Raw genomic sequence first — 16,076 nt, 5'->3', positions numbered from 1 at the left:
GTTTGAAAGGAGGGACAAGGATTGAGTAGACGCAATAAACAACGCAAGAAGGTAAGGGATGCCCAGCAACCTCCTGCTACCCGGGAGCAAATCAAACCTGAGCAGAAGATGCCGCGCGGGCTGACAACGGATGCTTTTTCAAACGTATTAGCACGATTGGGACATGGGACACCGAATCTCATGGAAGGTACAGAGTACCCGCTAACTAGGCTCACGCAGAATTACCAGCTAATGAACAGCCTGTACCGGAACCACTGGATTATCCGAAAGATCGTTGATGCAATACCAGAGGACATGACACGCAATTGGATTACGATAACAACACAATTACCGCCTGACGAAATCAGAAAGATTAATAAGCTGTGGCGTACTCGGAGGGTCAAGTCAAAAATTCTTCAAGGTCTAAAGTGGGGCAGGTTGTACGGTGGCGCGGTCGGACTAATTATGATCGAGGGGCACGATGATATATTGCACCAACTATTAGACTTTGACACGATCATGCCCGGCTCTTTCAAAGGTCTGATGATTCTTGATCGATGGTCAGGGGTTTATCCTAGTCCTGAACTGGTCAAAGATATCGATGACCCTGAATTCGGTCTGCCAGAGTCCTATCAGGTAACTGTGGATGAAGGCAAGTCGATGGTGGTACATCATAGCCGCATTGTTCGGTTTATCGGTAGAGAGTTGCCATACTGGGAAAAGCTCGCAGAAGTATACTGGGGAGCTTCTGAGGTTGAGGTCATCTTTGACGAGCTGAAAAAGCGCGACAATACTAGTTGGAATATCGCTCAGCTTATCTTTCTGGCAAACCTCCGAGTTATGAAGAGTGAGGATTTAGGGGAAATGTTATCGATTGGAGATGAAAAACTCCAATCCGATATTTACAACACTCTGCAAGCACAAAACTGGCTCATGTCGAATATGGGCCTTCATCTAATCGGAAAAAATGATGAGTTTCAAACCCACTCGTATGCATTCGCTGGACTGAATGACATCTATGAGAGTTTCATGCTGGATATTGCGGGCGCGTGCCAGATCCCGGTCACAAAGTTGTTTGGCAGGGCTCCTGCTGGCATGAATGCGACCGGCGAATCAGATATGCTGAACTATTACGAGGTTGTCCAGCAGCAACAGGAATCTACTTTGGGGCCAGTCCTCGACAAGCTACTACCGATTATGTACATGTCTGAATTCGGGGCGATACCTGACGATATTGACTACACGTTCAATCCAATCCGTACACCAGATGACAAGGAAATCGCAGAGCTTGCTGACAAGAAAACTAAGTCGATTCTCGAAGTGTATAATGCTGGCTTGATTAGTCAAAAGGTATCCCTCAAGGAATTGAAGCAGCTCTCTGACACCACTGGCATGTTCAGCAATATTACAGATGAGGACATCGAAAACGCAGATGACAGCACACATCAGGGTGAGTTGGGATTTGGTGGTGAAGTAGACTATGGCGAGGAAATCCCTTTGGGCTCCGAAACGGCGAATAGAGCAGGCTTACCGCAAGGCGATACAAGCGGCTTTGAAAAGTTTAGGCGAGTCTTTGACAGGTTTAGAAGACGTATCAGAAATTCTTAACCGGATTCGTGACTATACCTATAATCCGCAATTTCAGGAGTATGCAGAAGCAGAGGCTTTGAAAATGGTTACTCATCTTTTTAGTGATGCAGGGAGAACTTGGAGACAAGCTGCAAAAACAAATAGCCGGGGGCGTCTTATCTTCGAGGCTCTTCAAAAAGAACTACGGGGTCCAATCGGCTCAGCCGTCCGGTTACAAGCTGAGAGGAATGCCGCAATCATAAAGTCGCTTCCGCTTGACGTAGCCAAACAAGTGAATGAACACGTCCTCCGGGAGGTCATGAAGGGAACACGGGCTAGTGATATTGCCGAACAGATTAAGCAGTTCTTTCCTGAGGCCACAAAGGCTAAGGCGGGGTTAATTGCAAGGACAGAAGTTAGTAAAACGTCCACTGCTCTCACACAGGCTCGTTGTGAGTTTATTGGAGCGGATTGGTACATCTGGAGAACAAGTGAGGATGCTCGCGTACGTGACTCTCATCAGCTTATGGATGATGTGATTGTGAAATGGAACGATCCACCTAACCCTGAAAAACTGGATGGGCAGAAGCATGCATTCGGTCACTATCACGCTGGATGCATTTTTAACTGTAGGTGTTACTCAGAGCCAGTGATTGATATGAATCTGATCAACTGGCCCGCAATGGTGTACTACGGAGGTCGTATCCAACGCATGACTCGTAAACAATTTGAAAAGATTGCGAGTTGATTTCGGGTTTATACAGCCTTATGCATTTCTCGTTTACCATAATATAGATTATCGGTCGCACCATGAACTGCAAAAGCGTTGGTATAAAAGCGTTTTTACAACGGGTGATTTTTTGTATATTATGCACGGTTTATGCAAACGTTGATATGGCGCTGTTTCTAGCGATTTGCCTCCACATTATTTCCCGGAGTGATCGACAGTTTATACATCGTTTATGCAACATAGAAGCTTGAATCAAGCTTCTTTTTTTATTGCCCGAGAGGAGGTGAGAACAATAAGAAGAGCGTATTACGGTTCGCGGTTCAGTAAGAACATGACGGAAACGCCAGAAGGCTTCCTGATATGCCATAACGTGCCTATTGCACGAACTGGATGGTATGAGTATTTAGGGAAAGAAATAGGTGCAGAAGACCAACGCGATGAGCTGGTGAAGGTGTACAGGAGTCCAGACGAAGTATTTAGCCCAGCAGCGATCGCAAGTTTCGAAGGCAAAGTCCTAACAGACGAACATCCGACTGAACCGGTGACACCAATCAACGCATTACGGTACACCAAAGGTGTGGTCCAGAATGTACGAAGAGGCTCGGGTGGAGATGCTGACCTATTGCTGGCTGATTTGGTCGTTTATGACCATAACCTGATCAATGAGATTCAAGACGGTAAAAGAGAGGTTTCTTGCGGCTACGATTGCGTGTACGAGGCCATGGAAGATGGTACATACCATCAAAGACAAATTTGTGGAAACCATGTGGCTGTTGTGCATAGTGGCAGAGCAGGTGATCGTGTTGCAATACAAGATTCAAAATCACTTGAGAATAATCAGATTCCGAAAGGAGATACAAGCATGAAGAAAAGACTTGCATTACCTAAGAAGCAATCGCGTGTAACTGACTTTCTAGCAGCGATTGGCTTGAAAGCATTCGCGACAGATGCAGAACCAGAAGAAATTAAGGAAGCAGTGGATGCTCTCGTAGAAGAAAGAGGAGCAGAGGACAATGATCCAGGAGAACCTACAAGTGAGTCGGCAGCTGATAATCAGGACCCCGCTGTAACTGCACTTGCTGATCAAGTCGCTAAGCTGACCGAGCTCGTCACTGGCCTTGTCCAAAACAATGCGAATAAAGATGATAAACCAGAGGATGCAATCGACAACGCCATTGCAGCTCTTGAAAAAGCAAATGGATCTGATGATGCTGCTGATGATGAAGAAGAGAGCCACACGATTCCTGTTGAGCATATGGACGAAGATGGACCAGTGTCCGATCCAGAAGACCGCCCTAAAAGTGCGCTGACTGGCGATAACGCCTATAAGATTGAGGCTTTGAAGGCGATTAAGCCAATTATCGCAGCTATCCCTGATCCCGCAGAAAGAAAACGGGCTGCCGACGCGGCGATTGCAAGCATTAAAGGCAAACCAATTAAAAATACTTATGCCAAAATCAAGCCGAATAAACCGGCCGCTGACAATAAACCTACGGTGGATCTCGCACAACTAGGTCGTGAAATTGCGAAGAAACACAATCCGCATTATACAAATCGCTCCTAAAAAACCGTAAGAAAGGATGAATAACTAATGCCAGGAAAAGTAATTGGTAAATCTCTCAACCTAGGTTATCCCGGTAGTGTTTCTCGAAGTGCAGACGCTATCATTACAAGTCGTTTGGTCGATGAAACGGATACTGAAGACATCAAATTTGGGGAAGCTGTGGTCCTTAACAGCAACAATACCTACTCCAAGTTCGACGCTACTGGAACGGCAGTTGCATTTGCTGGTGTAGCAGTACGGGAGGTAAAACAAACCACTGACTATTTCACGTCTCAAGGCTCCTATAAACCAGGTCAACCGTGTGACGTTATCGAACGTGGATCTGTGACTGTTGTGTGCAACGCAGGAACGCCAACAGCTGGCGGAGATGTGTACGTTCGAATTGCAGTCAACGCCGCTATTCCAACTGGTGTAGTTGGTGGATTCGAAGCAGCCGCAGATGGAACAAATACCGTCAAGCTAACAGGAGTCAAATGGAAAACAGGCAAAATTGACCCGAACAAGGTCGCTGAGATCACAATTCTGTCTCGGAACAATCCGTAAGGGGGATGAAAATAAATGAATACACCTAAAGCACCTATGGCAAGAAAGGTACACACAATTGATGGTCTTGCACCATCTCTGATTACGAATGACGCCGCTATTGGCACAGGCATGGCATTTCTGGTTGGTGAGTTGGAAAAGCGCGATCCTCGCCTTTTGGAACCGCTCAGTAGCGTTACATGGATGCGTGATATCGTCTCTAAAACTGGCGGCGGCTGGGTGGATTTCACGTCCAATCAATTCGTTGATTACGCAACAACGGGCGGAAATGATGACGGCATCATCGGCGGAGAAACCAATGATATTCCGGTCATGCAGGCTAACGCGACCAAGGACGTTTATAAGGTTTTTAACTTTGCTAACATCCTGAAGGTTCCTTTCGTTGACCAACAGAAGTTGCAAAACATCGGACGAAGCCTTGATGATATCTTGGACAAAGGTATCCGCCTGAATTACAACAAATCCATTGATAATATCGTGTACACGGGTGTTCCTCGAGCTGGCGTATATGGTCTGGTGAACAGCCCGGACATTACGGCTGCAGCTGTAGCAACCGGCGCGTCAGGACAAACCAAATGGAATCAGAAGACTCCCGATGAGATTCTTTCTGATGTAAATGCAATCATTACAGCGACATGGGCAGCCTCTGAGTACGATTTAACAGGTATGGCGAATCACATTCTGATTCCTCCTCAGCAATATGCGTACATCGTGGGTACAAAAGTAAGTGAGGCTGGTAACGTCTCCATTTTGCAGTTCCTCCTTGATAACAACATTGGAAAAAATCAAGGTATTGACCTTGTGATTGCCCCGTCTCGCTGGTGCGCTGGAGCAGGTACAGGTGGAACAGATCGCATGGTTGCTTATGTTAACGATGAAGACCGCGTGAATTTTGACCTTACTGTGCCACTAAGCCGTGTAATGACACAAGCACAAGTTACAGAAATGGCTTATCTAACCGCCTATGCTGCACAGATTGGACAAGTGAAGTTCTTGTATACTCAATGCGCTCGCTACGGCGATGGAATTTAAGGAGGAAGAACAGTATGCGTATCTACTCGAGAAAGGCTTTTCAATTTGACCATCCAGCGGGCCAAGAGCCTGCTGTGGTGGTGCGTGCTGCTGACTTCGCTGAGGTACCGAATTGGGTCAAACATTCTTCTATGTTCAAACTTGCAAGTCAAGCAGGAGACGTTACGGTAGCAGAAACCAAGCAGGCTGTAAAAGAAGCAGAAACTGGAACCAAAGCGAAGACAGCAGCAGAGAGAAGGGCGGAAGAACAAGCCCAAAAAGAAGCTGAAGCTAAGGCCGCAGCTGAAGCTGATCAACCACAATCCGAACAACAATAAAGAAGGTGAACCCATGTGTCGATCGCAAATGACGGCGAAATGAGTGCTGCCGGAATCATAGGGGTTGCATCCAACATTAGAACTGGAAGCAATCCCTTGTTTACGTTCGATGACTTTGTTTCCATATATCCGCAATTCGGACCAGATACAAACGGGAAGTACGTGGTCCCACTTGAGATTGTGCAAATGTATATCGATCTGGCAAACACTTGCATCAAGGAAGCGCGCTGGCATTCCTATTGGAAGGTAGCTATGGGCTGGTTTGTGGCCCATTTCTCCACGTTATACCTTCAAGGAACAGCTGATCCTAACAGTGGTGCAGCAGGCGTTTTAAAGGCGGGGCAATCGCGAGGGCTAGCAACTTCTAAATCAGCAGGCGATGTTTCGGTGAGCACGGATTATTCGATGATTGGTCAGGATTTGGATGGTTGGGCAGCTTGGAAACTCACTATCTACGGACAGCAACTTGCAACAGTTGGGCGGATAGTTGGAAAAGGCGGAATGTATGTGTATTGAGAGGTGATGACATATGTTCAGTGCATTTTCAAAAGTAACGACCGGGATTGATAAGACTGGAGAGCTCAGTAAAATACTTGATGCATTAGCCAAAAAACAGGTGTATGTAGGCATTCCCGAAGGAAGCGAACGCCCTGAAGATGACGGTCAACCAATCACAAATGCACAATTGCTGTATGCTCACACCCATGGTATTCGCCAAAAAGTCATGCGGGACGAAATGAACCCGAAAGTCGAGAGCGGTGAAATGACATATAGTAAGGCATATCAAATGTGGATACAAGCAAACGGGTCGCCTCTTTGGCGATCTCCTCCACGCCCGGTCATTGAACCGGCTATCGAACATCACAAGGAAGCGATTGCTAAGCAATTACGCAAGGTATCAGAGGTTGCCCTTGACGGAAGAGACCCTGAAGCTGAGCTGCATAAAGCCGGACTAATGGGACAAAACTTCGCGCGGGATTGGTTTACCAATCCTGCAAACGGCTGGCCCCCTAACTCCCCCATTACAGAAGAGAGAAAAGGCAGTGACAAGCCTCTCATCGATACGGGCGAACTTCGTAAAGCAATCACTTATGTAGTGAAGTAGCGAAAGGATGAATTGAATTGATCAATGTCAGTGAAGTGATTACTGATCCTGATTTTGCTCAGCAGTTTCAAGTTTTCCGTAAGTCAGGAGAATGGTCCAAGGGACGGTCAGGGTCGTCAGAAGTACCCATTATTATGACCGGAATCGTGACCGTTGCAGATGCTAAAACGTTGGAGCAGCTTCCTGAGGGTGACCGCGTAACAGGCTTGATGTGTTTCTATTCAACGCAGGAGTTGCATACAACCCGAGAGGAAGGCACTTCAGATCAAATCGAATGGCGTGGTGAGCGGTACAGGGTAAAGCAGGTATTCCCTTATGGGGATTACGGTTATTTCAAAGCGGTGGGTCAAAGGATGGAAGGTGATTAGATGGCAGACATAGCGCTTTCACTTTCCGAGATAGAAGATATATTTTGGACCTGCACAATAACAATTCTTGGACTTGACCCTCAAAAGAAAGAAAGCCAAAAACGAATTCGTATCGGCTACCCGGCAGAAGGCGCTCCAGCATGGAAGCGTACAGAGAATGTCGGGTTTATTCTTGTCTCGCTGGCAAATGACCCGATAATGGACCAAGTGGAGTTGAGTTACAACAGAGTGAGTGAAAAGTCTACGGATCACATTGCCAGCTATACACGGGTTATACAAGCGACCTGGATATTTTATGGACCAAACAGCTTTGATGAAGCAGATAAGGTGCGTGCGGGCCTGTTTAGGAGCCCATTGCTATTCTCGCCGTTGCATCTGGTCACCAATGTACCATCGCCTATTAGATTACCTGAGTTGTTTAGTGGTCAATGGTGGGAACGGACATCTTTTACTGCGAGATTTAATGAGAAAGTAGTTCGGAAATCCACAGTTAACTTTATCGAAGCAGCAGATATTGAAATTATCCCAAATAGATAGAAGGGCAGGTGTTTTACTTGGCTCAATCTCTTGATGACATTGTAAGAGTGAATGTCATTGTTTCACCCATGGCGCAGAGTGCAGGAACATATAACATTGGACTAATTATTGGTAAGGCTGCCGTCATCCCCGTTTCGGAAAGGGTTAGGGTATATTCTAGCTTTTCTGATATGAAGACAGATGGATGGAAAGAAACTGACCCAGAATGTGCAGCAGCTACCATTTATTTCAGTCAGGAGCCAACGCCAGCAAAACTAGTAGTCGGAAGATGGGATGAAGCAAATGGTGAAACTGTCGTTGAGGCGATCACAGCATGTCGAGCTGCTAACTACGATTGGTATGCCGCATATATCGTGAATACTACTTCAGCAGAAGTAGAGGCTGTAGCTGCAACGGTTGAATCCATGGAACCGGATTCTGTGTACTTTTACACTACCAACGACGAAGCAGTAAAAGCCGGAACTACCGGAAACATCATGGAAATCCTGAAAAATAAGTCTTACAAACGGACTTTCGGGCAGTATAGCACGACTCTGCACGCGGCCGTTGCTGCAATGGGCTATGCGATGGGCGCGAATACTGGTGGTGCAAATTCAGCGTACACGTTAGCTTACAAAACTGAGGTTGGAGTCGCGCCTGAGCCACTTTCTACAACGGAAGCAAAGAAAATTCTTGAGCTTAATGGAAATGTGTACACCAATTATGGTCCTAAGTTCAAGTTACTTGTCCAAGGGAAAGTGGCCAGCGGCGTATCATTCGATGAAGTTTTGAACCTTGATATGCTCAAGGCAGAAATTCAAATGGGAGCTGTAAACGCACTTGTGATGGCAAAAAAGATCCCTCAAACAGAGGATGGACTTTCTCTTTTGATGAGTGCCATTGCTGAGCAGTGTGAGAAATCAGTAACTCGAGGTGCGATTGCGCCAGGTGTTTGGAAAGGTGCTCCAATTTTAACCCTTCAAAGGGGAGACACATTGTCTAAAGGATATCTGGTATTATCCGAAAGAATTGAGGATCAAACACAAGAGGAAAGAGACGCCCGTATAGCACCACCTATTTATGTTCCAGTGAAACTGGCAGGAGCAATTGAACACGTTGTAATCAACGTGACTGTGAATCGATAGGAAGGAGGGGAAGCGAAATGTCATACACAACATATAGCTTTGCTGATGTAGCTGCTGTCATTGCTCATCCTGCTGTTGGTCAGTTTGTTGCGACGGGCGCTGGTCTTGGAAGTATTTCAACGACTATGGCAACGGACCGTTCTGCTCATGATGTCGCAGCGGATGGAACTGTTATGGTGTCCAAAATAAAAGGTAGAAACGGAAGTATTACAATTTCTGCACAACAAACATCAGACCTGAATAAATGGCTACTGAAACTTTACAATTACTTGGAACAAGCCCCTACTTCAGAATGGGTGCGTACTACCATCACAATCCGCGCATCCTTGATGCAAGATTTGATTCGGGCCACGGGAGTTTCGTTTCAGAAGCTACCAGACAAGCCCTATCAAGCGCAAGGACAACAGGTGTCATGGGTGCTTATGGCAGCGGATATTGATCAAACTGTGGCTTAATTAAACATCAAAAATCAAGGGAGCCCTAGGCTCCTTTTTTAATTGAGGAGGACAATCGAATGCAACCACGCGTATCCCATAAAGACGTTGAGATCAACGGTCGAAAATTCCGTATTAGAAAGTTTTCGGCTCGTGTAGGCTCGTTCATGATGATTAAGATGACAACAATTCTTGCTCCAATGTTTGCATCCATTAAGCCAAATTTAAACGCAAAATCTGTAGACGACATCAATGTAGATAATATCGATTTCTCAGGTATTTTAGGACAGCTTGGAAACATCTCCGAAAAAGATTTTGATTATATCCAAGAACAGGCCCTTCGCGTTTGTTTCGAATCGCTTCCAGCCGGTTATACCCCCGTTTTGAATGATAACAGATCATTTGGAGTGGCTGATATTGAAGATGATACGGCGACAGTTATGGCACTAACGGTTCATGCCATTGCGTTCAATCTGACAAGTTTTTTTCAAGGCAGCGGACTGGGTGGACTACTGGCGGGCTTGACTTCATCCCAGCAAGACTAATGAACGTCGATGAATTTTTGTTCGCTCCAGTAGTGGCAGATTTGTGGTCGCATCGTGATGTGAAACAAGATGTGTTTGACATTGATGACCTATTGGACGCCCACGAAATCCTTGAGGTTCGAGCTGAGAACAGGAGAAGAGCTAGTGAAACGGCCGAACTGCAGCAAAGGGGGATGATGGGATGATCGACGTAATTAAAGAGTACTTGGTCTCATTGGGGATGTCTGTAGATAAGCACTCTTTTGGTGAGGCTACAAGATCAATCCGAACTCTTGAGACTGGTGTCACTAATTTCGCTGGAACGACGGTCAAAAGTTTTGCATTAGCCAGTACCGCAATTGTGAGTTCTTTGGCCGCTGCCAACGCGGGTATAGCTATTTTCCTTGGTAATTTGGCAAAGGCTGACCTAGAAACAGAGAAGTTCGCGAGAAAGATGTGGTTGTCCAAGGATACCGCCGAGTCTTTGAAGAACTCGCTGTCAGCAATGGGGGCCACATTAGAGGATTTGTACCTTAGTCCAGAATTGTTGCGAAACTTTAATCAACTGCGTGCAACCATTAGCGGAATGAAGCCTCCTCCGGAATTTCAGTCCCAAATGAAAACGATCCGTTCTGTTCAGTTTGAATTTCAACGCATGCGTCTGGAAGCTACGTATGCGTTGAAATGGGTAGGTTTTTACCTGTTCAAGTATCTGGAGGTGCCGATTCAAAACAGCAAGAGGGGACTTAAGGGGTTCAACGATGCGATCATAAAAAGCATGCCGCGCTGGACAAAAAATGTAGCTCAGTTCTTCAGCTGGATCGCTCGACTTGGTATAGCGTTTGTGAAGGGTGGACGGGATGTCTTTCGATTATTCGAGAAGTTGGGTGACTACATCCCCGATCGATTAAAGATAATAGGGGCTGCACTCGTTGCTCTTGGTCTACTTATCAAAATGGGGCCATTTGGTTTGATTTTTACATTGTTTACCGGACTTCTTCTCCTCCTTGACGACTTTTACACCTACCTAGAAGGCGGCGAGAGTGCGCTTGGTCCGTTGTGGAAAAAGCTTCAGGAATTTTTCAAACTGCTCAAAGATACCGGTGTCATTGATCGTCTTGGAGAATCGTTCGCGAGCAATTTCCGAAAGATCGAGGGCTGGATAAAGACAGGCCGGGAGTGGATAGACCAGCTATTTAAAAAGTTGGAGGAACGTGGATACCTTGACTCTTTCGTAAATGCTTGGTGGTCCACTTTTGACCTTCTTTATAAAATCATCGAAGGCTTGTGGGAATGGATAAGCGAGTTCTTTGATGACCTGAATGAATCAGGGGTCTTATCTGGATTGATCGATTCTGTTATTGATCTTGGCAAAGAAGTATTCACCACCATCGGTTGGGTAGCTGACTTAGTATCCACATTTCTTGAATTAGAAAGTGTCCAAGCTGTTCTTGAGGGGATAGGATCATTCATTTCAGGTACGCTTCAGTTTGGTCTCGAACACGTCAAACAAACGATTGATAGTATTGTAAACGGAGTGAAATTGGCGCGGGCGTGGCTGTCTGATGATGCTGTTGGTTTAGAGGAAGCGTTAGTTGAAAGAAAGGACCTTACTGAAAAAGCACAAAATCGAGCGTCCTACTATGGGGGGAAAATTAAAGAAGGGATATCCTATCTATTTGCTGATGACAAGGGCTCGAATCCTTTTGTATCAAATTCGATTGAATCAGCTAAACAAACAGATAAGTTGAACAACAGTGTTACCAACCTGCCTAAAGGAATGGAACCATCCTTCAAAAAAGCATTAAATGAATCGGAAATGGTCAAGGGTTTCCGAACGTTTAATCAAGACCTGAATAAAGGGTTTAACCTGATGGCGATGATGATAAACCCTGATTTGTTTGCTCAATTCCATGAAATGTCGACTGGATTACCGAATAGTTATATGTACAGTTCAAATTCAACATCCAACCAAACTTATATCAATAACGAGAACAAACCTGTAATTTATATTAACAGCTCCGAACCGAAAGCTGTAGCACGCGAAATTGAGCAACAATTTACAGGATGGCCTGCAAAAAACATCCGTACTATCCAGCCTGTGACCGAATAAAGGAGGCAACGGACATGAACCCCATTCTTGATCTAAAGGCAACCCCGATTGCCTCCCTTGTTTATCTTAAAACCAATATCGGTGGTTGGTTTTTTGACGCAGTGTTACGTTCCACCCACACTAGCAGGTTGAATATCACACAACATCCTGTACAAACAGGAGCTGCTCTTACTGATCATGCGTTCCTTCAACCGAAGGAGTTGACCATGGAGATTGGAATGTCTGACACTGCTACCAGTCTTGTACCCGGACAATTTACTGGGGGATGGAGCCGATCTGTACAAGCGTTTAAGGTGTTACAGGAGCTACAGGCATTACGCGTTCCTTTGCAGGTACACTCCAGACTTGGGTTGTATCAAAACATGCTGATCGAAGAAATATCAGCTCCTGATGACTATACCACGTTGTTTGCATTGCGCTGCACCGTAACTCTGCGAGAGATTATGGTTGCTCAGGTGCGAACGGTCAAGATCAGTAGTAAACCAGCAGTGACAGGTCAATCAAACAGAGGTAAATTGGAGCCGCAAAGTCCGAACCAAAGCGCGTTAGTGCAAATAAATAACTCTTTATTTGGGGGATAGGCAATGGCAACGACAATTCTACCTATTACGCCTGCGACCAATCAGACATTCACCTGTACTCTCCCTGTTGGTAATAAAAACATTACTCTACAATTTACACTTATCTACAACGCCCCTGGAGGTTATTGGTCAATGAGTGTAAAGGAACATGATGCTGGAGTAATGTTGATTGATGCTTTGCCATTGCTGCTTGGCGAGTATCCAGCAGCAAATGTTTTAAAACAACACAGTTATTTAGGGATTGGGAGTGCAGTGGTTATCTCGCTTACAGAGGATAGAGCGATTACCTTTGAGTCACTTGGAAAAGATCATTTAATAGTCTGGACTGACAATATCGACTAAATTCGACATAAAGGTGACAGCTTTTTTGATAGAGTGAAATCAATAATGATGGAAGGGTGATCTAAGATGCATCTACTAAGATTGATTGTAGCATCACTTTCTTTGGTTTTACTCACTTCAAATGTTGCCTTTGCTTCGGGAGATTCTCAAAAGGGAGTTCCAAATCAGGTACCTGTAACTTCACCTAATGAAGAAGAACGTCCAACTAGAGGATTGCCAGCCGATGTTAAAGATGTAGCAGCGGCAAAAAATAAAAATAAGTTTATTGAAGATAATTTTGTTAATCTTTTGAGGACATATCCAGCTGCCGTTGATATGAAATCGACAGAACGAACCTTTGCAAGAGTGGAAAGAGGTTTGTACGATAAAGCAAAGTACTCAGATAATGAATATGATTTTACGTTGCAACTTGGTGTAATTAGCCTTGTTACTCCCGAAAAAAGGGAGTCAATAACATTTAATCTAGTTAAGCCTGATGGTAAAGAAATTGTGCCTACAAGAATATCACTTGCTCCCGAGTCGTTCTGGATACTTCAATTTCACTCCTATCCACTTCAACAATACTTAAATGCCTACATTAATGTGGTTTTTGGGGTTGAGGGTAACATCGATCCATCAACTTATATTTTAAGGATGTATGATGGTAAAGAGTACGTTGATATTAAATTAAATGGGGATTGGAAAGATGGAAAGTTGAATCTATGATTACTTTGGCGAAAGCGCTCCTTTTTGGGGCGTTTTTATTTTTATCCCATCTATTGGAGGAGACCACGGTGGCAGAGAATATAAAAAATATAGCTTTATATGAAGCCAATTATCATGGTGTGGACCCTGCAATCGTATTAGCCACACTTGAAGCCGAAACCAATTTTACTAATAAGACAGGCGACAGCGGAAGTGCACTAGGTCCAGGGCAAGTATGGCCAAAATGGCACAATGATGCTTTTATCACACAAGCGAATCGGTTCCGAATTAAATGGCCTACTTCGCATCAGGAACGAACCAATGTAGTTCTTGGTAATGACCATTTTGCTACTGCTGTTGCTGTAATGGTTATTGCTAGAACATGGAAGGCAGTAAATGGTGATTTTCGTAAGTTCTCAGAAAGATATGTCGGCCCCAAAATACCTGATTCAGACTATCAGCGTCGTTTAAATATATACCTTAAGTACACAAAGGGTACAGCTGCTGGTAACGCAGCAGCTTCGGCATATATCCCGGGTAGTTCGGAAGGATCAGGTCCATCAACTCCCAAAAACACGGGACAAATTAATGACCATGTTCTTCCTGGCACCAACTATGGCATTGTTGCAAATAGCCAACGAAATGGGAACATTCTGTATGGGCGTAAATACCGCGTACTTGTTACAACCGCAAAGGGAATCGCGCTCGATGTTTCAGATTTACGTTGTACCTTTGACGTCCGAAAAAACATGATGCAACCCCAGTTTTCAACAGTAACTATCTACAACCTGAATGTTGAAACTGAGAATCATCTCATAAATGAAGGTGACACCGTTATCGTGGAGGCTGGATATGAAGGTGAGCAGTACGGACTCATCTTTCGTGGGGATGTCGTCCAACCTATACGCGGTAAAGAAGACGGTGTAACGTACAAGCTAACGCTAAACTCAATAGATAGTGACCGTCAACTCAATGTTGGCGGTCTTGTTGTTTTTAATGTGGCAAAAGGACAATCAGCCCGGGAGCTTGTTGGAAGTATATCCAGTCAGGCAAAAATCCCTTCCGAACTAGGACGGATTTCAAGCGGGCTCTCATCCGCGAAACTTACTCGTGGCAAGGTGTTCTTTGGTACGTCAAAGGATTACCTTAGGCAACTTGCAAAATCCAATGACGCAACCTTCTATATGGATGATGGTAAGGTCAACATTATTCAGGCTGCTGACTTCGCAGACGATGAAATTCTTGACCTATCACCAGAATCAGGATTGATTGGGACTCCTATGCAGAGTGATTATGGCATTTCATTTAAATGTCTACTTAACCCGAGGGTGAGGCTTAATTCACTGGTGAGGATCAACAACAGTTTGATTCAAGCACAGGCGTTTCAACCGGGACAACTACCACGAGCGCTGGACGCAGAAGGTATTTACCGAGTGGTTGAGTTAGTTCATCTTGGAGATACGCGTGGTGACAACTGGTACACCGAGGCGGTTTGTGTATCGCAAGCAGGCGGGGTAATACCTGGATTGATTTCTTCAACAAATGCGAATTCGTGGAGGTGATTGTTCTTGAGTAATCCGGTAAATCAACGCATCAATAACAACGAATTCGAGTTTTACAACATACTGACTGACAAGATTTTTAACACTTTGCGTGTCAGTGTACCTGGTATCATCAAAAAATTTGATCATGAAACACAGACAGCAGAGGTTCAAATTGCTATACGGGAACATGTCAAACAGCCAAATCTGGAACGTATATGGACTGACATTCCTATACTACTTGATGTCCCAGTGGTCTTTCCGCGAGGAGGAGGATACGCCCTTACTTTTCCGATCAAAGAGGAAGACGAATGTTTGGTTGTGTTCTCTGATATGTGCATTGATGCATGGTTTAGTTTAGGTGAAGTTCAAAATCAGATTGATAAGCGTAGACATGATCTATCAGATGCAATTGCGATTCCAGGTTTATGGTCACAACCGAGAAAATTGGAAGACTTCTCCGGTGAACACGTTGAGTTGCGCAACGATGAAAGGAGCCAGTTTATCCGAATCAAGCCTGGAGATATTGACATAGTGTCTCCTGCTGTGCGTGTGAATGGGGTAAATATCACAACACAGGAAAGGTATAACGAATATATCAACGCGGGAGGAAGGGTGGACACATGAGATATAGGGAAATGGTCGGCGGGGATTATACAATGGGCAGGCCGTTTCTGACAAAGGCAGCAGCAGTTGGTCAAGCCATATATACCCGTTTGAAATTGTTCTTGGAGGAATGGTGGGAGCAGATTGACGATGGACTCCCTCTATTCCAAAACATTTTAGGTACTAGAGGTCATCCAGATAACGTACAGGCAGTTGACTTGTTAGTACAAGCCCGAATCATCGAGACGCCACATGTAAGCCAAATCACGGATTTTCAGAGCACATATGAAGATAGGACTTACTGGTTCAAATGCATGGTTGAAACAGACTTTGGTGAAACCATTCCAATTACGATATCTTTCGGAGGGAGGGAAATGGGATAA

Annotated in this window: 20 protein-coding genes; all 20 read left to right on the top strand. The window is 44.9% G+C overall.

Features of this window, described 5'->3' with window-relative positions:
- Positions 1-21 precede the first annotated feature (21 nt).
- Positions 22-1,587, top strand: a complete 1,566-nt coding sequence (locus M3630_RS05080; RefSeq protein WP_251251437.1) for a phage portal protein — start codon at positions 22-24, stop codon at positions 1,585-1,587.
- A gap of 64 nt (positions 1,588-1,651) precedes the next feature.
- The gene (locus M3630_RS05075) at positions 1,652-2,296 is read left to right on the top strand and encodes a phage head morphogenesis protein (protein WP_285860323.1); all 645 of its coding nucleotides are present in this window, start codon (positions 1,652-1,654) and stop codon (positions 2,294-2,296) included.
- A gap of 265 nt (positions 2,297-2,561) precedes the next feature.
- A complete protein-coding gene (locus tag M3630_RS05070; RefSeq protein WP_251251435.1) occupies positions 2,562-3,842 on the top strand; it encodes a DUF2213 domain-containing protein in 1,281 nt (426 codons plus the stop codon).
- A 27-nt stretch (positions 3,843-3,869) separates the two neighbouring features.
- Positions 3,870-4,385: a structural cement protein Gp24 gene (locus tag M3630_RS05065; RefSeq protein WP_251251434.1), complete on the top strand. Its 516-nt coding sequence runs from the start codon at positions 3,870-3,872 to the stop codon at positions 4,383-4,385.
- 15 nt (positions 4,386-4,400) lie between these two features.
- On the top strand, positions 4,401-5,417 hold the full coding sequence (locus M3630_RS05060) for a DUF2184 domain-containing protein (protein ID WP_251251433.1): 1,017 nt from the start codon (positions 4,401-4,403) through the stop codon (positions 5,415-5,417).
- 14 nt (positions 5,418-5,431) lie between these two features.
- Positions 5,432-5,734, top strand: a complete 303-nt coding sequence (locus M3630_RS05055; RefSeq protein WP_251251432.1) for a hypothetical protein — start codon at positions 5,432-5,434, stop codon at positions 5,732-5,734.
- Positions 5,735-5,749: 15 nt separating this feature from the next.
- A complete protein-coding gene (locus M3630_RS05050; RefSeq protein WP_251251431.1) occupies positions 5,750-6,250 on the top strand; it encodes a DUF4054 domain-containing protein in 501 nt (166 codons plus the stop codon).
- Positions 6,251-6,263: 13 nt separating this feature from the next.
- On the top strand, positions 6,264-6,839 hold the full coding sequence (locus M3630_RS05045; RefSeq protein WP_251251430.1) for a phage virion morphogenesis protein: 576 nt from the start codon (positions 6,264-6,266) through the stop codon (positions 6,837-6,839).
- Positions 6,840-6,856: 17 nt separating this feature from the next.
- Positions 6,857-7,207 (top strand): hypothetical protein, encoded by a 351-nt coding sequence (locus M3630_RS05040; RefSeq protein ID WP_251251429.1) that lies wholly within the window; start codon positions 6,857-6,859, stop codon positions 7,205-7,207.
- On the top strand, positions 7,208-7,744 hold the full coding sequence (locus M3630_RS05035; RefSeq protein ID WP_251251428.1) for a phage neck terminator protein: 537 nt from the start codon (positions 7,208-7,210) through the stop codon (positions 7,742-7,744).
- 17 nt (positions 7,745-7,761) lie between these two features.
- Positions 7,762-8,868, top strand: coding sequence for a DUF3383 family protein (locus M3630_RS05030; RefSeq protein ID WP_251251427.1), 1,107 nt, complete (start codon positions 7,762-7,764; stop codon positions 8,866-8,868).
- Between the two features lie 17 nt (positions 8,869-8,885).
- Positions 8,886-9,323, top strand: a complete 438-nt coding sequence (locus M3630_RS05025; RefSeq protein WP_251251426.1) for a tail tube family protein — start codon at positions 8,886-8,888, stop codon at positions 9,321-9,323.
- 59 nt (positions 9,324-9,382) lie between these two features.
- Positions 9,383-9,847 (top strand): phage tail assembly chaperone, encoded by a 465-nt coding sequence (locus M3630_RS05020; protein ID WP_251251425.1) that lies wholly within the window; start codon positions 9,383-9,385, stop codon positions 9,845-9,847.
- A gap of 181 nt (positions 9,848-10,028) precedes the next feature.
- A complete protein-coding gene (locus M3630_RS05015) occupies positions 10,029-11,939 on the top strand; it encodes a phage tail family protein (protein ID WP_251251424.1) in 1,911 nt (636 codons plus the stop codon).
- Between the two features lie 14 nt (positions 11,940-11,953).
- Positions 11,954-12,520 (top strand): phage baseplate protein, encoded by a 567-nt coding sequence (locus M3630_RS05010; protein WP_251251423.1) that lies wholly within the window; start codon positions 11,954-11,956, stop codon positions 12,518-12,520.
- Between the two features lie 3 nt (positions 12,521-12,523).
- Positions 12,524-12,862 carry a phage baseplate plug family protein gene (locus M3630_RS05005; protein ID WP_251251422.1) on the top strand — a complete coding sequence of 113 codons (339 nt, stop codon included), beginning with the start codon at positions 12,524-12,526 and terminating at the stop codon, positions 12,860-12,862.
- 66 nt (positions 12,863-12,928) lie between these two features.
- Entirely contained in the window at positions 12,929-13,567 is a 639-nt protein-coding gene (locus M3630_RS05000) for a hypothetical protein (RefSeq protein WP_251251421.1), read from the top strand.
- A complete protein-coding gene (locus M3630_RS04995) occupies positions 13,564-15,108 on the top strand; it encodes a phage protein (protein WP_251251420.1) in 1,545 nt (514 codons plus the stop codon). Before M3630_RS05000 ends, M3630_RS04995 begins: the two co-directional genes overlap by 4 nt.
- 6 nt (positions 15,109-15,114) lie before the next feature.
- Complete coding sequence (locus M3630_RS04990; protein ID WP_251251419.1) at positions 15,115-15,714, top strand: Gp138 family membrane-puncturing spike protein; 600 nt, start codon at positions 15,115-15,117, stop codon at positions 15,712-15,714.
- Complete coding sequence (locus M3630_RS04985; RefSeq protein ID WP_251251418.1) at positions 15,711-16,076, top strand: contractile injection system sheath initiator; 366 nt, start codon at positions 15,711-15,713, stop codon at positions 16,074-16,076. The genes M3630_RS04990 and M3630_RS04985 overlap by 4 nt, the downstream gene beginning before the upstream one ends.

Origin of the sequence: Brevibacillus sp. MER 51 (assembly GCF_023714195.1) — a bacterium.
GTDB lineage: Bacteria > Bacillota > Bacilli > Brevibacillales > Brevibacillaceae > Brevibacillus.
The sequence above is the reverse complement of the archived record's forward strand: the minus strand, read 5'-3'. Positions and strand labels throughout refer to the sequence as shown.